The organism is Phytopseudomonas daroniae (genome assembly GCF_004327275.1).
GTDB lineage: Bacteria > Pseudomonadota > Gammaproteobacteria > Pseudomonadales > Pseudomonadaceae > Aquipseudomonas > Aquipseudomonas daroniae.
The window spans coordinates 564519-584587 of sequence record NZ_QJUJ01000003.1 but is presented as its reverse complement, the minus strand read 5'-3'; the positions used below and the strand labels follow the sequence as shown (position 1 = coordinate 584587).

Sequence of the window (20069 nt, the reverse complement as noted above, 5' to 3'; positions counted from 1 at the left end):
GCCAGAGGAGACGCACCTTGAAATTGACCGACATTGCCCGCCTGGCTGGCGTCTCGCTCACCACTGCCAGCTACGTGATCAACGGCCAGGCCGCCAAGCGCCGCATCAGTGCGGCCACCGTTCAGCGAGTGCTGGAGGTGGTGGAGAAGCATGACTATCGTCCGGATCCACAGGCCGCCGGTCTGCGGCGTGGGCAAAGCCGGTGCCTCGGTTTCATCCTCCCGGATCTGGAAAACCCCAGTTATGCGCGCCTGGCCAAACTGCTCGAACAGCGCGCCCGGGCGGCGGGTTATCAGTTGTTGATCGCCAGCTCGGATGATCAGCCGGATAGCGAGCGGCAGTTGCTCGAACTGTTCCGCTCCCGGCGTTGCGATGCCCTGATCGTCGCCAGTTGCCTGCCTCAGAATGCGCCCGAATACCGTCAGTTGATTGTTGCTGGCACACCAGTGATAGCCGTCGACCGCGCCCTCGACCCCGAGTACCTCTACTCGGTGGTCAGCGATGATCGCCACGCCGGCGAACAACTGACCAGGAGTCTGCTGCAGCCATTGCCACGCCAGGCCGCCTTGATCGGTGCTCGCCCAGAACTGCCGATCAGCCAGGCCCGCGAGCAAGGGTTTCGCGATGCCCTGGCGGGTTTCGATGGAGCGGTCAGCGTTAGTCACGGCGAGCAATTCAGCCGCCAGTGGGGGTATCGTCAGATGCGTGAACTGATGGCCCAGGGCAGCCTGCCCGACGTACTGGTGACCACCGCCTACGTGCTGCTCGAAGGTGTACTCGATGCGCTGTACGAACAACCGGAGGTGGACATAAGCCACCTGCGCCTCGGCACGTTCGGTGATGCCCAGCTACTGGACTTTCTGCCCATGCGCGTCAATGCAATCTCTCAGCAGCATGAGCGCATTGCCGATCGGGTTTTCCAGCGTCTGCTCGATGCCCTGAACGGCACTTACGAGCCCGGCCTGGATGCCATCGAGCGGCACCTGAAAACCCGTTTCAACGGCTAACGCCCTGACGCATCTGCTCCAGTAGCGGCGCACATTCATTGGGCTGATCGCCGCTGGGTGCCACCAGCGCGATCAGCCCCGCCGCCGGTGCGACGAGCGCACCCAGCGCCAGCATGCCGGCGCCGCGTAGCGCCAGTGGGCCGGCCTGCACACCAGGACGGGGATCCTTGAAGGTGCCGCGCACGTATAGAGGCGAGCGCAGGGAGAAAATCCGCAAGCCCTTGGACTCGGGAGTGATGGTCAGGTCGAGCTGCTCGTTGCCAAAATTCACCGTGCCATCCACGCCGATCAAGGCATTCTCGGTGTCGATCACCATCAATTCCGGTCTCAGTACGCCCTGCTTGATGTTCAGGTTGGCGGCCGCACAGTTGATCTCCACCTCGTTATCACCGAACAGCCGGCCAACTACATAGTTGCCGACATTCAGGCCCGCTATCTCCATCAGGTTGCGGCTGACCCGGCCGTCGTTGATCAGCAGCTTGATCTGGCCATTGGAACTACCCAGCAAGGTCGCCACCGAATTTCCCGTGCCGCTGATCGTCGCATCGCCATTGAGGGCACCAAGGCTGCTCTGCATCACTTCCACACTGGGGAACAACTGGCGCAGGCGGAAGTTGCGGGCACGCAGCTGGGCCTGGGCTTTGAGCGGCGTACCGCGACCATCCAGGCGCAGGGTCGAGTCCAGGCGCCCGCCCGCTACGCCGAAACGCAGGGGTTCGAGGCTGAGCATGCCTTCGTTGAGCACCACATGGGTGAACAGATCGGTGAACGGCAAATCCTCGCTGTGCACGATGCGCTTGCCGGTAAAACTGACGTCGGCATCCATGTCACGCCAGCGCTCGGTCTGGAACTCCTCGACCGGCAGCACCTTATTGGCAGGCTGCACACTGGCAGCGCCACGCTCCTTCTTCTCGGCGTTGGAGTCGGCACCGATCAACGGCGCCAGATCCGCGAAACGCAGTTGATTGGAAACCAGAGCGCCGGACAACTTGGGCCGCGGCTCCCGCGCCACGAAGGTAAGGTCACCGTGGATATCACTGTCGCCGATACGTCCATTGAATTTCTCATAGCGAAACAGCGGCCCATCAGCATCCTGCAACTGCGCCACCAGACGCCCATCGGTGGAGTAGGCCGGCGTATCCGGCAGCGTGACGCCGGTCAGCGGGTAGAGATTGCCGAGACTGGCACCGGACAGGCGCAAGCGCAGGTCGAGGGCACCGAGGTTTTTCGGATCGGTCAGCGTGCCGGCGACCTGCACACGGGTGGTTCCAGCGCGAACATCGGCCTGCACCGGAAATGGCAGGTGAGCATCCTGCAGCGCCAGAAGGCCACCGATACGACCGTTACCCGTGAGCGACTGCCCCTTGTAGCGGCCCTTGGCCTGCCAGGCGAAGGCGTAATCCTGGGGTGTCACGGCAGCGTCATCAGCCTGAGCGCTGGCGGTCTTGCCGACGATCTCGTTGAACGCGATGGGTTCGCCAAGCGGCTCGACCTGCAGGTTCACACTGGCCTGCAACGTCTGATCGTCGAAACGCACGTGCGCCTTGTCGAAGCCGATGGTGCCGATATCCAGCGTCCAGGACGCCGCAGGTTCCTCTTCGGCCGGTTCCTGTTCGCCGAGATCGAACGTCCAGTTATCACGACCGTCGGCAAGCCGCTCCAGGGCAGCATCGGCACCGGTCAGTCGAATACGCGGAATGGAGACGGTTTTCCACAACAGCGGCAGCGGCGACAGACTCGCCTCGACACGCTGCAAACTGACGAAATGCTCGCCCTCGGCCCACTCGGGATTACCCAGGCTAAGCGCCTCGGCGGAGACGTGTGGCCAGGGTATCCAGGCACGTAGACCGGGTTCTTCCCGCTCGCGCTGCCAGGTCACAGCCAGGTTGCCTTCGATGGCGAAGGGACGATTGAGTGCTTCGGACACCCGCGAATTGATCGTTGGCTTGAGCAGATTCCAGTCGAACAGCACCAGAAACAACATCAGCGCTGCGATCAATAACAACAGACTGGCAAAGCACCAGCCAAGTATCCTGCGAAGACGCATCATGCGGCCGCCCTTTGCTTTCGGCGATCCCCACAACCGCCGTCCCTAGAGGTTCGACTGGCAAAGAACGAGAATGACTCACAGAATGTTGCAACACATGCGTACTACAGCCGTCTTCATATAACTCGTCATCTGTCTGGCAAAGCGCTATGCAACTGATCGACACTCATACCCATCTCGACTTTCCCGACTTCGATGACGACCGCAGCGAGGTGCTTGCACAGGCGCGTGGGTTTGGCATAGAACGGCTCGTGGTGCTGGGGGTCGAGCACGCTAACTGGCAACGCCTTTGGGATCTGGTGCAAAAGCACGAAGGGCTATACGCCGCCTTTGGCCTGCACCCGGTATACCTGAACGAACATCGCCCCGAGGATATGCAGGCGCTGCAGGATTGGCTGGCACGTTTTCACGGTCACGAAAAACTCTGTGCAGTCGGCGAGTTCGGCCTGGATTACTACCTGGCGGAGCTGGATCGTGAGCGCCAGCAAGCACTCTTTGAAGCACAACTGGCGTTGGCCGAAAGCTTCGAACTGCCGGCATTGCTGCATGTGCGTCGCGCCCATGCGCCGGTGATCGCCACGCTGAAACGCTTCAAACTACGTCGTGCCGGCATCATCCACGCCTTCGCCGGCAGCTTCGAGGAAGCCAGGGAATACCTGAAGCTCGGTTTCAAGCTCGGTCTTGGCGGCGCACCGACCTGGCCCCAGGCTAAGCGCTTACGTCAGGTAATTGCGCGCCTGCCGCTGGATGCCGTGGTGCTGGAGACCGATTCGCCGGACATGCCGCCAGCCATGCACCCGAACATGCGCAATAGCCCCGTTCACCTACCGGACATCTGCAGTGAACTGGCGCCGCTGTTCGAGATATCCCCAGAAGAGCTGGCCGAAGCCAGCAGCAGCAACGCCATGCAGTTGTTCGGCTGGCGGAGCAACTAGGGGCCTTAGAAGAACAGCGTCCACAAGGCGATCGCGGCGTACCAGAGGATCGCCGTGCGCACCAACAACTGCCACAGGCCGTCCAGGGCCGCCACGCCGGATTCACCCAACAACGGATCGGGCGTTTCGGCCGCGGCGCGGGCGGCACCGGCAGCCAGTTGCGCCGCAGAGATATCCCAGCTGAGCACTTCATGGAGGAGTGCACGGCTCACCGCAATGAAATTCCCCACCAGTGCAAAACTGGCAGCCAGCACACGCACCGGCAACCAGTCGAAGGCGTGACGCAGCTGACCAGCGCGTTCACGCAGTGCATCGGACTGCCCATGCTCGACGAGCAACGCCAGCAGCCGATAAGTCAGCGCAGCCAACGGCCCGAGCAGGACATACCAGAAGATCACCGCAAAAAAGCTCTGATAGGCTTGCCAGACCATGAAGGTCTGCACGTTGGGCAACAAGGTGGCTTCGCCCTCGCCGTCCACGCCCAGGTCACGCTGCGCGACCAGGTAAGCCGCCTCACTGTCACCGCGCCGCCAGCTGTCACGAAACGGCCCAAGGGCGGTCAGCAAATCGCCGCGACCGAGGCTGTAGATCACCACCAGCAGATGCACCGGCAACAGCAACCAGCCATAGGCCAGAGGCGCCAGCAGTTTCAACAGCAGTGCCAGTATCAACAGCGGGACGCCAACCAGCAGGATGATCGCCAACCAAGGCGAATCGCTGGTCGTGCCGCCACGCTCCAGGCGCCCAAGCGCACGCAGCCAGGGCTCGTCCTGCTGAACACGCTGGCGCCAGGAAGAGAACTTTTCAATCCACAGCACCAGCAGTAACACCAGGAAACTCATGATGCCTCCTTATCAGTCATCAATGCCGAGCGCAGTCGCGCCCAGTCGAATGCAGGCCCGGGATCGGTCTTGCGCCCCGGGGCGATATCGCTATGGCCGCAAATACGCCCAACGGTAATTGCCGGATAGGCGCTCTGCAGTACGCCGGTCAGTTCCACCAGCGCAGCATACTGCGCGTCCGTGAACGGCAGGTAATCGGTGCCTTCAAGCTCGATCCCCAGGGAAAAGTCGTTGCAGTTTTCCCGCCCCTCGAAACACGAAACCCCGGCATGCCAGGCTCGATCCTGGCAGGACACGAACTGGGTGACCACACCATCGCGCTCGATCAGAAAATGCGCGGATACCGTCATGCTGGCGATACCGGCAAAGTAGGGATGCGCATCAGCCTGCAGGCAATTGCTGAAGAACGCCTGCACCTGCCCAGTGCCGAACTGGCCGGGCGGCAAACTGATGTTATGAATGACCAGCAGGGAAATCTCACCCTGCGGGCGCTCATTGAAATTGGGCGAAGGACAATGCTGAATCCCCTGATACCAGCCGTCTTCGAGTTGCTTGTGCATAGACGCTCCCCGACCGAGCGCACACTCTAGGGGCTGTTCCGGTTGCAGTGCAAGTTGCGTCGGGGTCAAAGCCTTGGCGGGCGGCTGAAACGACTCGCGGCCTGATCAGGCCGCGAGAGAAGTACGTATTGGGATGGCAGGCAGCTGCGCCCGGCTCAGGTGCCCTTGAGGCGGCGCAAATTGCCGATCACCGACTCCAGCGCACGGTCGAACAACAGGGCATCGTCCAGAAGGCGTACGGCATTGCGGCGAAACTCGATCGCCAACCCCATGCGGGACTTCTCCAACACCTTCATCCCTGTACGATTGACGAAGATGAACTTGCCAGTCGGCTTGATGATCGCCGCCAATTTGCAGCGCAGCTTGTGCTCGTCGTCTTCCAGGAACTCGACCCAGCTGCCGACGTGCAATGCATCGACATGTTGCAGCGCCTCGTCATCGTCGGCGAGCACCGGCTCTTCTTCCTCGATGCGAGTCTGCCCTGGCGCCAGCAGGACGATCTCTTCAACGACCTCGACCATCGTCGAAATGCTTTCTTCGTCCTCGGGTGGCAACTCCAGCAGAGGCAGCTCGATGCCAACGGCGGAGAGTGCCGAACGCTGGAGATCATCCGACTCGACTGGCGCACTGCGCTCGATGTCGGGCATGGCCCGCTTGAAGCGCTGGAATGCCTGCACGTGCAGAGCTTCGAGCTGGCTGAAAAACTCACTGGTGGAGAACGGATCGAAAGCCGCGCTGGCCATACCTTCACGCAGCGCCTTGAGCAAGCCGGGCACCAGTTCGAGCAGGCGCAAGCGAGCCTCGGGGTTCTCCTGGGGCTCCACGCTCCAGATCAGCTCGTCCATGGTAGCCAGAGAGGCCTGCCATTGCTCGGAATCGGTGCCGTGCTTGAGGCACGTCAGCATCATCACCTTGCTCCAGGCTTCACGCAGCAGGCGCACCACCACTTCGGGCAGGGTCTTGCCGAGCAGTCGCTCGTTCAGCGCATGCTCCACCTCGCGCCGAGCCAGCTCGGCACGGGCGCTACCTTCTTCGGCATCGCGGGTACGCTGTTCGAGCAGCTCGCTGCGCCGCCGCTCGTCACCGGTGAAAGCCAGGAAGTCCGCCAGCAGCTCGGAGAAGATCGCGGGGTCGTCGGTAAAGTCGTTGAGCAGCCGCTGCACCACCTGCTCGATCTTCTGATACAGGCTGTCGCGCTGACCGTGATCGTGCTCGCCCCACCCCAGCGCCGCAGTTGCGATTTCGTTGAGCAGGCGACGCGCCGGGTGGCTGCCGCGGCTGAAGAAGGTCTTGTCGAGTACGGCAACCTTGAGCATTGGAATCTGCAGCCGCGCGATCAGCGCTTTCAGCGAATCCGGCAGGCTACGGTCGTCGAGAATGAATTCGAACAGCATCGACACCAGGTTGATGACGTCTTCATCGACCTCGCCCACCACCCGTACTCGGCCGCTCTTGGCACTGGCGCGGGTCAGCAGGTGTTCGAGTTGCGCGCGCAGATCGACATCCATTGGCGCCTGAATCGGTGCACGCTGCTGCATATGCGACAGCAGACGCATCAGGTCGTTGGTGGAAATCGGCATCGCATTGGCCGGCGCCTGACGCCGCAAGGATTCGCCAGAGCGGGACTGAGACAGCAGCTCCTGCAATGCGCCGAAGACTTCACGCACCTCGTCATCGCCATAACCTGCTGCGGGTATGTCGGCACTTTCCGCCTGTTCGTGGCGGCCCGGACGATTGGGGCTGGCGGTACGGCGGGCCGGCGCGGACTTCAGCTCGGGCAGTATCCCCGCTTCGACCAGAATGCCGTTGGTATCGTCATACAACTGCTCGAGGCCACTGAGCACGTATTTTTCGAACAGCTTGAGGACAATCAGTTTGACCTTGATCTCGACACCCAGACTACTGCACGAGTCGAGGAACAGCTCGCTGAGCGAGACCGGGCCAAGGGGGTTGGATTTGTCGTCGAGCTTCTTGCTGACCACTGCGTTGAGGCGGGTGGTCAGATGGGTGAGCGCCACGTGGTCGCGGCTCAACACCTTGGCGATCATGGAATCCAGCGCGACGGTTTCTTCCAGCTCATCGTTCTGCACGAGAGACAGGCTGTCGAAGGACACGGCGTCGAGCGTCGGCGCCTTGCCGACCACGTATTGATTCAGGCTGGCGAAGGACTCGAAAACCTTCTGCAGGAAACCACGCTCGATACCTTTGCGCTTGAGGCGCAGGTCGCGCATGGCCTCGAAGAATGCGTTCTGTTCGGCGTTGCTGGTAGCGCGATCCGCCATGTCGAACAGGGTGTCGTCGGCATTGTCGAACAATGCCTGCAAAGCCTGCTTGAGCTGCGTGGCAGCCCGATCGCGAACCTTGACGAGAGACGCAGGTAGCCTGCCGGCCGCGGGGTGAGCCGTTTCAGAAACCATTTTGTTCAGATGCACCACGTTGGCATCGGTTTTCATCACGATCTCCTGCGCATGGCGCGGGCGGAGCAAGCGAAACAGGATTGCGAGCGTCATCTTAACGCCAACGATATGACGCCAATACTTCCGTATCAGAACATTATAGGAATGCTGCAGGAGATACCAAAGCAAATTCCTGCAGATATGACATGCGTCACAGGCGCCCAAGGGGTGTCGTCACCAGGCTAGCGCATGTGACCGAGTGTTACTGGCAGGGTTCATTTTTAACCGATGAACGTAACACCAGAGGCCGCTGCCTCTATAATCGCCGCCTCAGCCAATCGGAGGCCCCATGCCGAATCTACTGCTCACCGAGCTCAGCGCCGAAATCGAGGCCAATGTCCGCCGTAGTTTGCGCGAGGACATCGGCAGTGGCGACATCACCGCCCAGCTGATTCCCGAATCGCGCCTTGCCCACGCCACGGTGATCACCCGGGAAGACGCGGTGGTCTGCGGCATCGCCTGGGTGGACGAGGTGTTCCGTCAGCTCGACCCGCGCGTTGCGGTGCACTGGCAGGTGCAGGACGGCCAACGGGTAACACCGAACCAGGCTCTGTTCCACCTGGAAGGGCCGGCGCGAGCACTGCTCAGCGGCGAGCGCAGCGCGCTGAACTTCCTGCAGAGCCTGTCGGCTGTGGCGACCCGCTGCCAACACTACGCAGAGCTGGTTCAAGGCACCGGGGTCAAGCTGCTCGACACCCGCAAGACCCTGCCCGGCCTGCGCCTGGCGCAGAAATACGCGGTGACCCAGGGCGGTTGCCACAACCATCGCATCGGCCTGTTCGACGCCTTCCTTATAAAGGAGAACCACATCGCCGCTTGCGGAGGCATCGCTGCCGCGGTCACTGCTGCACGGGACATTGCGCCGGGCAAACCGGTAGAAGTGGAAGTGGAAAGCCTGGACGAGCTCGAACAGGCATTGGCTGCCGGCGCCGATATCGTCATGCTCGACGAGCTGTCGCTCGAGGACATGCGCCGCGCCGTGACCATCAATGCCGGTCGCGCCAAGCTCGAGGCCTCGGGCGGCGTGAACGAGAGCACCTTGCGCAGCATCGCCGAGACTGGCGTGGATTACATTTCCATCGGCACCCTGACCAAGGACGTCAAGGCGGTGGATCTGTCGATGCGACTGTCGCTGTGAATCGCCTCTGAATACAACACCGGCGCCCTCAGGCGCCGGTATTGTATTCAGTCAACGTCAGGGCTGACGATCAGTCGCTTGCGCTCGGGAAAGAACAGACGTTCCAGTTCGGCACCCGGATTATCTGCACGCATGAACGCTTCGCCGACCAGGAAGGCATACACGTTGCTGATTTCCATCAGCTCCACGTCGGCGCGGTTGAGGATGCCGCTTTCGGTGACCACCAGGCGATCGCGGGGAATGCGCGGCAACAGGTCGAGGGTGGTTTCCAGGTTGACCTCGAAGGTATGCAGGTTGCGGTTGTTGACCCCAACCAGCGGCGTGTCCAGTACGTTGAGTGCGCGCTCGAGCTCATCGCCGTCATGCACCTCCACCAGCACGTCGAGATCGAAGGCCTTGGCCGTCGCCGCCAGCTCCCCCATCTGCGCATCGGACAACGCCGAGACGATCAGCAACACGCAATCGGCGCCCAGCGCCCGCGCTTCGACGATCTGGTACGGGTCGATCATGAAATCCTTGCGGATCACCGGCAGCGAGCAAGCGCTGCGGCCTTCCTGCAGGTAGCGGTCGGCACCCTGGAAGAAGTCTATATCGGTAAGGATCGACAGGCAGGTCGCGCCGCCATCCTGATAGCTCAGGGCGATTTCCGCCGGCACGAAGTTCTCGCGTAGCACACCCTTGCTTGGCGAGGCCTTCTTGATTTCGGCGATCACCGCCGGCTGCTTGCTTTTGGCCTTCTCGATCAACGCTGCGGCAAAGCCGCGTGGCGCATCGGCCGCGCGCGCTTCGCGCTCGACTTCGGCCAGGCTGACGACTGCACGCCGGGCCGCGACTTCTTCGGCTTTACGGGCGAGGATCTTTTCCAGAACGGTGGGAATGCTCACCCTTCATTCTCCTGTTTGAATACCGCGGTAAAGGACACCAGTTCTTCCATCTTTTCCCGGGCCAGACCGGTATGCAGCGCGTCATGGGCCATACTCATGCCGTCACTCAGGGTGTCGGCATGATCAGCCGCATACAGCGCAGCACCGGCGTTGAGCACGATCATGTCGGCGGCTTTCTGGCCGACCTCGGTCTTGCGCCGGCCCAGGGCATCGCGGATCAGCTCCAGGGATTGCTCGGCACCTTCGACGGTCAGGCCGATCAGACTCTGGCTCTTGATGCCGAAGTCCTCGGGCTGGATGCGGTATTCGCTGACTACACCGTTCTTCAGTTCGGCGACGAAGGTCGGCGCAGCCAGGCTGATCTCGTCGAGACCATCCTGCGCATGCACCACCAGCACATGTTCGCTGCCCAGACGTTGCAGCACTTCGGCCATCGGCCGGCACAGCGCCTGGCTGAATACGCCGATCACCTGGTGCCTGGCGCCCGCCGGGTTGGTCATCGGGCCAAGCATGTTGAACAGCGTACGCAGGCCGAGCTCACGACGCGGGCCGATAGCGTACTTCATCGCACCATGGTGCGAGGGGGCGAACATGAAGCCGACGCCGACGGTTTCGACGCAGCGTGCCACCTGTACCGGTGTGAGGCCCAGGTAGATGCCGGCCGCCTCGAGCAGGTCGGCACTGCCGCTCTTGCCCGATACCGCGCGGTTACCGTGCTTGGCCACCTTGCCCCCAGCCGCTGCGACCACGAAGGCCGCCGCGGTGGACACGTTGAAAATGTTCATGCCGTCACCACCCGTGCCGCAGGTGTCGACCAGCCGCTCGGCGGCGATTTCTACCGGCGCGGCCAGCTCACGCATCACGCTGGCGGCACCGACGATTTCGTCGATGGTCTCGCTCTTCATGCGCATGCCCATGAGAAAGGCGCCGATCTGCGCGTCGGTGCACTGTCCGGTCATGATCTCGCGCATCACCGCGCGCATTTCCTCGGTAGACAGGTCGAGCTGGGCGACGATGCGGTTGAGGGCTTCCTTGATATTCATGCGCGCACGCCTCCGGTCTGCGTGAGGAAGTTGGCGAACAGTTCGTGGCCCTGCTCGGTAAGAATCGACTCGGGGTGGAACTGCACGCCCTCGATATTCAGGGTCTTGTGACGCAGGCCCATGATCTCGTCGACGGAGCCGTCTTCATTGGCAGTCCAGGCGGTGATTTCCAGGCAATCCGGCAGGCTCTCGCGCTTGACCACCAGAGAGTGGTAGCGAGTCACCGTGAGCGGGTTGTTGAGGCCGGCGAACACGCCCTTGTCCTCGTGGAACACCGGGCTGGTCTTGCCATGCATCACCTGGCGGGCGCGTACCACGTCGCCACCGTAGGCCTGGCCAATGCTCTGGTGGCCCAGGCAGACGCCAAGGATCGGCAGTTTGCCGGCGAAATGCACGATGGCTTCGATGGATACGCCGGCCTCGGTCGGCGTACACGGACCTGGCGACACGACGATGCGCTCGGGCTGCAGAGCATCGATCTGGGCAATGCTCAGTTCGTCGTTACGAATAACGTGAACATCGGCACCCAGCTCGCCCAGGTACTGCACCACGTTGTAGGTAAAGGAGTCGTAATTATCGATCATCAGCAGCATGTTAGTTTCAACCCTTTGATTTACTGCTCTTTATCTAAAGTCCTGGCTCTCAACGCCCTCATCCGCACGCGCATTCTAGAATGCCGGCACGATGGTCTATTTGGGCTTGAGCAGGACAGAGAGGCTCGTCCGGATTAACCGGAGAAAAAGATCAGGCGCGCCAACGCCAGCGGGCGTGGGCCTTGATGACTCGCATCAGAAGGGTGCTGCTAATGGAATTCACGGGGGAGTCTCGCATTTATCTGCCCGCACAGTAGCCCAGTGCGGTGTACGGTGCAATATCACCATACCGACCTTTTATGGGTTCGTCGGCGGCACAAGCGACAAAAGGCCCGGCGCCGCAAGCAATCCCTGCGGCACCGGATCTTCATTCACCCGACGCTGACAACGGCACCCGCCGTTTCGCTGAAGCCTCTGTCCCTTCATACAGCTATCGAACTTTTCAAGGCAAATACCCTTACCAACCTCACCCGCTGCCAACCACTTTTCGCACGTAAGCCTGGCACGCCGTCAGCGCGATGATCGCCCGGTCACCTCGCTCGACGATGCCGACAATTCGTTGAGCAGATCCGCTGTCAATGTCGGCTCGACCGGTTCCATCCACCAGGCATCCGGCACCGGCGGTGGAGGATCTTGCGCTGCCACTACCTGAATCGGCGGCAGGGTTGGCGAGTAGGACTGACAGCCGCAGTTCAGCAGTAGCAAGGCGATCACGCAGGTGGGCAGCAGCTTTCTCGGCATCGGTAAGTTTCCTGTGTTGATTCTGGGATGAGACCTGCAGTTGCTGCTCGAGCATCAGGCGCTTTTCATGCGAGCGTCGAACCTGGTCGGCAGCAGCGCGCTGGGTTTCGGCCAGCATGTCGGCGTGGAGCCTGTCGCGCTGGGCGATCTGGCGCTCAAGCTCCCTGCCCTGCTCAGCCATTTGTTCGCCCAGTCTCCAGCCCTGGACAAGCCACCCCAGGCCAGCGGCGCCGACCAGTAACACCAGAGCCAGGCCGGCGCCAGCAAGCTGACGGTAGCTCGCAGGGATCGCTGAAAGCCAGTTCATCCTGCTACCTGTCCGCCACAGGCGGTGTACATGGCGAGCAGGTCGGCTTGGTCGCAGACTTCAGCGGTGCGCTCTTCTTCGTATATGCCCAGAAGTGCGCTGAGCTTATGTTCGCGCTGGCCATAGCCGGCGCCAGGCAGACTGGCCCAGATCGGAGCGGCGGCGGTGATGGCCTGCTCTATTCTCCCGGCGCGGATATGCCCAAGCGCAGCGCATTCTTCAAGCAGCTTCACCGCGGCCAGATCCTGTGCCTTCGGCGTGAAACGACCATGAAAGTGATAGCGGCTGACGATGGAGTCCCAGGTGCGGGCCAGAAACTGATAGCGGCCGGCTGCCGAGGACTGAATGGCGTAGCGCGGCAGGTCGATCAGGCGGCGCGGGTGCGCGCTGTAGTCGCTGAACAGCGTTCCGCCCACCAGCACGTTGTAGCCGTCATCGCTGTCGGCGATGGTCGAGGTGCCTTCGCTCCAGGCGAGCATGTCGAGAAAGGCGAGTACGTTGGTGCCGCCCGCCTGGGCAGCCGTGAGTCGGGCCATGATGATTCTCCAGTAGAGAATGGCCCGCCGAAGCGAGCCATGTTGAGGGGATTAACGAGGCCCGTAGGCGGTGGTGCTGTTGCCGATCCGCGCCATCAGCGAACGCGTGTTGGGTTTCAGCGTGCCGTCGTTGCGATCCATGCCGTTGGGATCGTCATCCGCATCACCGGGGCCGGCCAGCCACTGAAAACGCAGGATGTGGTTTTCATCGAAGTACTTGTGCAGTTCGGTGAAATAGCTGCGCATACCGGGCACGTGATCCGGGCCGCCGAACTCGCCGGCGATACCGCGTTTGCCGTTGGCCTTGAGCCAGTCGATGAAGGGATGCCAATCGGCCACCCGCTCACGGTAGGTGACCGACTCATTGGCCTGGCTCCACTTGCCACCGCCCTGCCCCCCTTTGTCTGGGTACTGATGCGCTTCGTAGAGTAGCCGGTCTCCAGGATCCTGGAGGTTCTTGAGCATGTCGGAGCGACTCGGCCATTGCGTGGCAGAACTGAAGGCATTACCGGCCACAGTGATGAAATGCCGTGGATCGACGGCGCGCACTGCGCTGACCAGGCTCTGCACATTGTCGCTCCACAAGGTTTCGACGTTGACGCCGCCGTCGGGCACGCTGCCCATGTTGTGAGGCTCATTCATCAGGCCATAGCCGAAAAGCCCAGGTTCGTCGCGAAGCTCACCAGCGACCGCCGCCCAGATACGCGCCAGCAATGCATAGTTCACCGGGCAGTCGGGCGCGCCAATGGCCGTCCACAGGGCGAAGCCGTCACCCCAGGCCTGAACCACACGGCCGCTTACCGGCCCATTGGCGCGCACGTACCAGCGGCAGTAGTTGTGCATATCGAGCAGCGAGAAACCGCCCCAGCTGTGCACGTGCCGGATGGCCAGGCGGATCTCCTCGATATAGCTCTGGCGCAGGGTGAAACCGCCGACACCGTCGAGGATGGCGATACGCTCGCCGGCAAAAGGCAGGCGCACCGCAAACGGCTTGCCGCCCAGGCCACCGGCATAGGACTTGATGTAGTCCGGCTGGTGACCGCGTGGCGCAATGGTGCGGTAGTGGGTATCCAGAAGCGCCGTGCTGATGGCATCGACGTAGGGATTGTTGCCCAGCCCCGCGGCGTTGAAACCAATCAGCGGGAATTCTCCGGCAGCGGCCATTTGGTCAAAGGTTTTGATGGTCATGGGTGTTTCCTCCAGACATGAAAAAGCCCGCGCGGTGGCGGGCCTGGGTGAGTACGGCGACACGGGCGTGTCACACGTACGGGTTCGGATATCGGTTGCGGCAAGTAGCTCGGAACGGCAAGTCAATCGTCCCGGTCTTTCGGGGCCTGATCGCGCGAGGCGCCGACCCGCCGGCGAATGGCAGTGAGCATCAGCGTTACCACCAGCCCGGCGCCGGCAAAGCCGGCCGGCCCCGGATAGGCGAACGGGTGGATGCCGTAGAACTGAAAGTCGGTGATCGCCGGAGCACAGAGGTAGCCCATTACCGCCGACGTCAGAAAGAACGCCAGTCGATTCCACATCGGCAGTTGCTGGGTAGTGGTGAAGTACACCAGCGCCCCGAACAGCGCCCCAATGGCCGCTTCGCCGTCGATGGACGCAAGCAGCGCTGCGAGATTGGCGCCAAGCACACCGAGCAACACGGTACTGCTGAACTCGTTCATTGTTATTGTCCTCCCCGAGGCCGATGGCCACGACGATATTGAGGGTTACGCCGCCCCCTGAAACGACAAAGCCCCGCACGCTGGCGGGGCTTTGCTAGAGGAAGGTCGGTTTGTTGCGGCGCGCTTTCAAGAGCGCGCAATCAGTAGAAAAAGTCACAAGGCCGGCTGGCTGCTCGCCCACCTCTCTGACGTTGATGAATTTATATCCCCCGATTCCCAGGGTCACAAGACACCTGCGACCATCAGCGGAAACGCGCTGGAAAAAAACGGATACGGTAAGGTTTGGTACACGCAGCCCCACGAAATATGGCGCGTGCACGGTGATCGGAACCGTGTTGGCCAAGGCAATAGAGGTCTGAAGGTACATCGGCGTGCCGGGCGGCGCTGCAGGTTGCTGCCTGGCGAGTCAGCAGGGGACAGAAATGAAAAGCGCGCTCAGGCGGCGCGCTTCAGGAGTTGGTACTGGATGGACTTGTGCGCCTGTCCCAGGCGTCGATAGAACTGCGAGCGACTGCAACCGCACGCAGCCCATTTCTCGCTTTGCGAAGCGGAGTGGCCACAGTAGTGCTCGATGACGACCTGCCGCTGTTCGGGCGACAGGTGCTTGCTGACGATCCACTCGATCTCCGCCACCCTGTCGAGCAATACCCGGCTGCCACGTGTGCGGCGAGTCAACACGCCCTGATACGCCATCAGCGAGGCGATGACATTGCTGCCAAACCCGGCGGCGAGATCGGTTGCGCTGCCCTGCCGCTCATCGGCCCATAACTGCAAGGTTTCATCGATGTAGGAAATCATGGTGCTCCTCCTGCCACCCTGTCGGCGGTCAGATAACTGGACATCCCGCTGGCGCTGGCTGCGCGTGCCGGGCTCAAGGATTGGTCGAGCCCTTATCGGTGATCGACTGAGAGAAAATAATCACGATACGTGTTTTATTCAAGACGCAAATTGCGCTATAAACATTTCATATCGTGATTAATGGAGCGCCGTCATGGAAACTCTCGGGCAACGCATCAAGCACCTGCGCAAGAACAGAGGCCTCAGCCAGCAACTACTGGCTGAAGCATGCGGCTGGTCGTCCCAGTCGCGCATCGGCAATTACGAGAGTGATCTGCGTGAACCCAGCCTGGCGGATCTGCTGCTGCTCGCCCCGGCGCTGGGCGTCAGCATCGCCGAACTCGTCGGCAGTGAAGCGCTGCCCGTGCCGGTGGCCGACACGCTGGACGTCGGCCATGCCCGCGGCGGCGCGGTACCGGTGGTGGGGCATGCGCAGTTGGGCACCCATGGCTACTTCGAAGAGATCGACTTTCCCGTCGGCCACGGGGACGGCTACCTGCGCATCTATAGCGACGATCCGAACGCTTATGGCCTGCGGGTGAGCGGCGACAGCATGCACCCGCGGATCAAGAACGGTGAGTACGTGCTGATCGAGCCGAACAAGCCCTTCCACGCTGGCGACGAGGTGATGGTGCGCACGCAGGATGGGCAGGCGATGATCAAGGAATACATCTACCTGCGCGACGGTATGTACCGCTTCGACAGCGTCAACCAGAACCATCCGCCCATTCATATTCCGCAGGACAAGGTCAGCAAGATTCACCTGGTGGGCGGCATCCTCAAGTCGTCGCGCTTCACCGAAGAATGATCACATGCCCTATCAACCAGAACCGGGAGTTGCCAAGCCCACGCCATGAACACTCAGCCTGAGCCGCCACTGCCGCTGCAGACGCTGGAGCTCCTTTTCCGAACCCACGGCGACGTACTGGTGCCCATCGACCGGGTGCGCACGGTGTACTTCCGCCACCTGAGCCCGGACAACTTTATCCGTGCCATCGCCTCCGGGCGCCTGAATCTGCCGATCACCACCCTGGACAGCAGCGCCAAAGCGCCGAAGTTCATCGAACTGCACCACCTGGCCGCGTACATCGACAGCTGCGCCAGCACCGCCCATGTGCAACCGGGCGCTCAGACAGCTACGGCCACGGTCTGAGACAGCACAGCCCGTATTTCGCATGCTCTGGATGCATGGGCGATATCGGCTCGAAACCGAACTCACACAAACGAAAACGGGCGGCATCTGCCGCCCGTTTCAGCTCATCAGCGCGAGCCCTGCTCCGCCAGCGCCACGGCGCGAAACATGGCGCGGCGTTTGTTGAGGGTCTCTTCCCACTCCAACGCGGGTACCGAGTCGGCGACGATGCCGGCACCGGCCTGGACGTGCAGCTCACCGTCCTTGATCACCGCGGTGCGGATGGCGATGGCGGTATCCATGTTGCCGTTCCAGGCGTAGTAACCGACCGCACCGCCATAAACGCCCCGTTTGACCGGTTCGAGCTCGTCGATGATTTCCATGGCACGGATCTTCGGTGCGCCAGAGAGGGTACCGGCCGGCAGGATGGCGCGCAGAGCGTCCATGGAGGTCAGCCCCTTCTTCAGCTCGCCGGTGACGTTGGAGACGATGTGCATGACGTTGGAATAACGTTCGATGACCATCTTCTCGGTGAGTTTGACCGAGCCGATTTCGGAGACGCGACCGGTGTCGTTGCGGCCCAGGTCGATGAGCATCAGGTGTTCGGCGACTTCCTTGGCGTCGGACAGCAGATCCTCCTCCAGCGCCAGGTCAGCCTCTTCGGTGGCACCACGCGGGCGGGTACCGGCGATGGGGCGCACGGTGACCAGGTTGTCTTCGACACGCACCAGCACCTCGGGCGAAGACCCGACGACATGGAAGTCACCGAAGTTGAAGAAGTACATGTACGGTGTCGGGTTGATGCAGCGCAGCGCGCGGTACAGGTCGATGGGCGCGGCCTCGAAGGGTATCGACATGCGCTGGGAAATCACCACCTGCATGCAGTCGCCAGCGAGGATGTAATCCTTGATGGCATTGACCGAGCGCTCGTAATCCTCGCGACTGAAGCTGGAGCGGAAAGCCGGTTCTTCACCCGACGCCTTGTTCAGATCCACCCCCAGCCGCGGCGTGAAAGGCTGACGCAGCTTGTGCAGAATGCTCTGCAACTGCGCCTGGCCGCGCTCGAAGGCATCAGGCTCGGCGGGGTCGGCCAGCACGATGGCGTGCATCTTGCCGGCCAGATTGTCGAACACCACCACGGCGTCGGAGACCATCAGCAGGATGTCCGGGGTGCCCAGGGTATCGGGGTTGACGCCCCCGGCCAGCTTCGGCTCGACGTAGCGCACGCTGTCGTAGGCGAAGTAACCGACCAGACCGCCGTTGAAACGCGGCAGACCGGGAATGGTCGGTACGCTGTAACGGGCCTTGAAGGTCTCGACGAACTCCAGCGGGTCGGCACATTCGTGGCGCTCGACTTCGATGCCGTCGGTGCTGACCACGACGCTGTGGTCATGTACGCGCAGTACGGTACGCGCCGGCAGGCCGATGATCGAATAACGGCCCCACTTCTCGCCGCCCTGCACTGATTCGAGCAGGTAGGAATTGGGGGCGTCGGCCAGTTTCAGGTAGATCGACAGTGGCGTGTCGAAGTCGGCGATGGTTTCGCAGGCAAGCGGAATGCGGTTGTAGCCTTCAGCGGCTAAACGCAGGAATTCTTCATGGATCATGATCAGCCTCGTGGCTTGGGAAATCGGTCAGTGCGAACGGGCCGCCTGTCGCGGCAGAAGAATGTCAGGCGCGCCAGCGCCAACGGGCCAGGGCCTTGATGACTTTCATCCAGAGTTTGCAGGTGACCACCACGGGAGCATCTCGAAGAGGGGGGAAATAACGAGCGGCCAAGGTAGCAGCTGCAAGCTGCACGCTGCAAGCCGGGGTGGATCGGGGCGCGTAGCTGACACTTTTCCCTCCCCCTTCGCCATCGCAATGGTGGATCGGTGAAGCGTGACCCACCCTACACGTCAAAGCAGCTCGGCAAGGCTATCGACCACCAGGTTCGGCTCTTCTTCGGCAACCGGGCGGCCGTGATTGTAGCCGTAGCTCACGGCCACGCAGGGCACGCTGGCAGCTCGGGCGGCGAGCACGTCGTTGCGCGAGTCGCCGACGAACAGCGACTGCGCTGCAGTCACGCCGGCCAGCTGCATCACCTGCAGCAACGCGGCAGGGTCGGGTTTCTGCTGTGGCAGGGTGTCGCCGCCGATGATCCAGCGGAAATAACCGCCCAGGCCAACCTGTTCCAACAGTGGCGCGACGAAACGCTCCGGCTTGTTGGTCACCACAGCCAGCTCGACGGCGGCGGTGCTCAGGGCTTCCAGCAGTTCGTGTACGCCGGGATAGAGCACGGTCAGGTCATGACAGTCGGCGTAGATATCGAGAAAGCGCGCCAGCGCAACGTCAGCGTCTGCATCATCCACGGCGCTGTGCTCGATATCACCGGCCAAGGCGCGGCGCACCAACACGCGCGCGCCGTTACCAACCCATTCACGAACCTGCTCGACGCCGGCCGGCACACGCCCCAGCTCGATCAGCATGCGGTCGACGGCGGTGGCCAGATCCGGCACCGAATCGACCAGCGTCCCGTCCAGGTCGAACATCACCAGGCGCGGCAGCTCACCAGCGCACAACTCGCGCAGCGGTTTCATCCACGCACCTGGGCCAGTTCGGCACGCATGGCGTCGATCACCGCCTTGTAGTCCGGCTGGTTGAAGATCGCCGAGCCGGCGACGAAGGTATCGGCACCCGCTTCGGCGATCTCGCGGATATTCTTGGCGCTGACGCCACCATCGATTTCCAGGCGGATATCGCGGCCGCTGGCGTCGATCAGGGCGCGGGCTTCACGCAGCTTGTCGAGGGTACCGGGGATGAACTTCTGGCCACCGAAACCGGGGTTGACGCTCATCAGCAGGATCATGTCGACCTTGTCCATCACGTACTTCAGTACATCCAGCGAGGTCGCCGGGTTGAACACCAGGCCGCACTTGGCGCCGCCATCCTTGATCAACTGCAGGGAGCGGTCGATGTGCAAAGTGGCTTCGGGGTGGAAGGTGATATAGCTGGCACCGGCTTCGAGGAAGTCGCCGATGATGCGATCCACCGGGCTGACCATCAGGTGCACGTCAATGGGCGCGGTGACGCCGTACTTGCGCAGCGCCGTGCAGACCATCGGGCCGATGGTCAGGTTGGGCACGTAGTGGTTGTCCATCACGTCGAAGTGAACGATATCCGCCCCGGCGGCGAGTACGTTGTCCACTTCCTCACCCAGACGGGCGAAGTCAGCGGAAAGGATCGACGGGGCGATGGCGAAGGGTTGCATGGCGCACCTCTGAGTGCTTGGATCACGGTGGCGCGCATTGTAACGGCTCGAACGCCATCTGGCAGCGCCGCCTGACGGCGGCGCGCCAAAG

21 protein-coding genes are annotated in these 20069 nt (G+C 62.1%); 6 read left to right on the top strand and 15 right to left on the bottom strand.

Annotated features, from left to right (window positions below; translation table 11 throughout):
* Nucleotides 1–17 precede the first annotated feature (17 nt).
* Complete coding sequence (gene cra / locus DNK10_RS10645) at nt 18–1007, top strand: catabolite repressor/activator (protein ID WP_131181037.1); 990 nt, start codon at nt 18–20, stop codon at nt 1005–1007.
* On the opposite strand, the gene DNK10_RS10640 is transcribed toward cra, so the two are convergent.
* Nucleotides 997–3057, bottom strand: a complete 2061-nt coding sequence (locus DNK10_RS10640) for an AsmA family protein (protein ID WP_131191524.1) — start codon at nt 3055–3057, stop codon at nt 997–999. The genes cra and DNK10_RS10640 overlap by 11 nt on opposite strands.
* Nucleotides 3058–3203: 146 nt before the next feature.
* Here DNK10_RS10640 and DNK10_RS10635 point away from each other — a divergent pair, with 146 nt between their 5' ends.
* Entirely contained in the window at nt 3204–3989 is a 786-nt protein-coding gene (locus tag DNK10_RS10635; protein ID WP_131191523.1) for a TatD family hydrolase, read from the top strand.
* Between the two features lie 5 nt (nt 3990–3994).
* Here DNK10_RS10635 and ampE read toward each other — a convergent pair whose 3' ends face one another.
* From ampE to DNK10_RS10620, 3 genes are all read right to left on the bottom strand, one after another.
* The gene (gene ampE, locus DNK10_RS10630; protein ID WP_131191522.1) at nt 3995–4831 is read right to left on the bottom strand and encodes a regulatory signaling modulator protein AmpE; all 837 of its coding nucleotides are present in this window, start codon (nt 4829–4831) and stop codon (nt 3995–3997) included.
* Nucleotides 4828–5391, bottom strand: coding sequence for a 1,6-anhydro-N-acetylmuramyl-L-alanine amidase AmpD (gene ampD, locus DNK10_RS10625; protein WP_131191521.1), 564 nt, complete (start codon nt 5389–5391; stop codon nt 4828–4830). Before ampD ends, ampE begins: the two co-directional genes overlap by 4 nt.
* Nucleotides 5392–5546: 155 nt before the next feature.
* Nucleotides 5547–7844 (bottom strand): DUF1631 domain-containing protein, encoded by a 2298-nt coding sequence (locus tag DNK10_RS10620; RefSeq protein WP_131191520.1) that lies wholly within the window; start codon nt 7842–7844, stop codon nt 5547–5549.
* 292 nt (nt 7845–8136) lie between these two features.
* On the opposite strand from DNK10_RS10620, the gene nadC reads away from it, so the two are divergent.
* A complete protein-coding gene (gene nadC, locus DNK10_RS10615) occupies nt 8137–8985 on the top strand; it encodes a carboxylating nicotinate-nucleotide diphosphorylase (protein ID WP_131181031.1) in 849 nt (282 codons plus the stop codon).
* Between the two features lie 47 nt (nt 8986–9032).
* Here the strand turns inward: nadC and trpC are convergent, their stop codons facing one another.
* The 4 genes from trpC to DNK10_RS10595 all read right to left on the bottom strand — a co-directional run bounded on the left by trpC (nt 9033) and on the right by DNK10_RS10595 (nt 12246).
* Nucleotides 9033–9869, bottom strand: a complete 837-nt coding sequence (gene trpC, locus DNK10_RS10610; protein WP_131181030.1) for an indole-3-glycerol phosphate synthase TrpC — start codon at nt 9867–9869, stop codon at nt 9033–9035.
* The gene (gene trpD, locus DNK10_RS10605) at nt 9866–10912 is read right to left on the bottom strand and encodes an anthranilate phosphoribosyltransferase (RefSeq protein ID WP_131181029.1); all 1047 of its coding nucleotides are present in this window, start codon (nt 10910–10912) and stop codon (nt 9866–9868) included. Before trpD ends, trpC begins: the two co-directional genes overlap by 4 nt.
* Complete coding sequence (locus DNK10_RS10600) at nt 10909–11505, bottom strand: aminodeoxychorismate/anthranilate synthase component II (protein ID WP_131191519.1); 597 nt, start codon at nt 11503–11505, stop codon at nt 10909–10911. The genes trpD and DNK10_RS10600 overlap by 4 nt, the downstream gene beginning before the upstream one ends.
* Nucleotides 11506–12015: 510 nt before the next feature.
* Entirely contained in the window at nt 12016–12246 is a 231-nt protein-coding gene (locus tag DNK10_RS10595) for a hypothetical protein (protein WP_131181027.1), read from the bottom strand.
* A gap of 67 nt (nt 12247–12313) precedes the next feature.
* Here DNK10_RS10595 and DNK10_RS25870 point away from each other — a divergent pair, with 67 nt between their 5' ends.
* Nucleotides 12314–12487, top strand: coding sequence for a hypothetical protein (locus tag DNK10_RS25870; protein WP_165495976.1), 174 nt, complete (start codon nt 12314–12316; stop codon nt 12485–12487).
* Between the two features lie 62 nt (nt 12488–12549).
* On the opposite strand, the gene DNK10_RS10590 is transcribed toward DNK10_RS25870, so the two are convergent.
* The 4 genes from DNK10_RS10590 to DNK10_RS10575 form a co-directional block, all read right to left on the bottom strand.
* Complete coding sequence (locus tag DNK10_RS10590; RefSeq protein ID WP_131191518.1) at nt 12550–13089, bottom strand: glycoside hydrolase family 24 protein; 540 nt, start codon at nt 13087–13089, stop codon at nt 12550–12552.
* A 51-nt stretch (nt 13090–13140) separates the two neighbouring features.
* Entirely contained in the window at nt 13141–14277 is a 1137-nt protein-coding gene (locus tag DNK10_RS10585; RefSeq protein WP_131191517.1) for a glycoside hydrolase family 5 protein, read from the bottom strand.
* A 122-nt stretch (nt 14278–14399) separates the two neighbouring features.
* The gene (locus DNK10_RS10580; RefSeq protein ID WP_131181024.1) at nt 14400–14759 is read right to left on the bottom strand and encodes a putative holin; all 360 of its coding nucleotides are present in this window, start codon (nt 14757–14759) and stop codon (nt 14400–14402) included.
* Between the two features lie 435 nt (nt 14760–15194).
* The gene (locus tag DNK10_RS10575; RefSeq protein WP_131191516.1) at nt 15195–15557 is read right to left on the bottom strand and encodes a PA0613 family protein; all 363 of its coding nucleotides are present in this window, start codon (nt 15555–15557) and stop codon (nt 15195–15197) included.
* Between the two features lie 193 nt (nt 15558–15750).
* Here DNK10_RS10575 and DNK10_RS10570 point away from each other — a divergent pair, with 193 nt between their 5' ends.
* On the top strand, nt 15751–16404 hold the full coding sequence (locus DNK10_RS10570; RefSeq protein WP_131191515.1) for an XRE family transcriptional regulator: 654 nt from the start codon (nt 15751–15753) through the stop codon (nt 16402–16404).
* 45 nt (nt 16405–16449) lie between these two features.
* Nucleotides 16450–16749, top strand: a complete 300-nt coding sequence (locus tag DNK10_RS10565; RefSeq protein ID WP_131191514.1) for a pyocin activator PrtN family protein — start codon at nt 16450–16452, stop codon at nt 16747–16749.
* 107 nt (nt 16750–16856) lie between these two features.
* On the opposite strand, the gene trpE is transcribed toward DNK10_RS10565, so the two are convergent.
* From trpE to rpe, 3 genes are all read right to left on the bottom strand, one after another.
* The gene (trpE, locus tag DNK10_RS10560; RefSeq protein WP_131191513.1) at nt 16857–18335 is read right to left on the bottom strand and encodes an anthranilate synthase component I; all 1479 of its coding nucleotides are present in this window, start codon (nt 18333–18335) and stop codon (nt 16857–16859) included.
* A 291-nt stretch (nt 18336–18626) separates the two neighbouring features.
* Nucleotides 18627–19307: a phosphoglycolate phosphatase gene (locus DNK10_RS10555; protein WP_131191512.1), complete on the bottom strand. Its 681-nt coding sequence runs from the start codon at nt 19305–19307 to the stop codon at nt 18627–18629.
* On the bottom strand, nt 19304–19978 hold the full coding sequence (gene rpe, locus DNK10_RS10550) for a ribulose-phosphate 3-epimerase (protein ID WP_131191511.1): 675 nt from the start codon (nt 19976–19978) through the stop codon (nt 19304–19306). The genes DNK10_RS10555 and rpe overlap by 4 nt, the downstream gene beginning before the upstream one ends.
* Between the last annotated feature and the right edge of the window lie 91 nt (nt 19979–20069).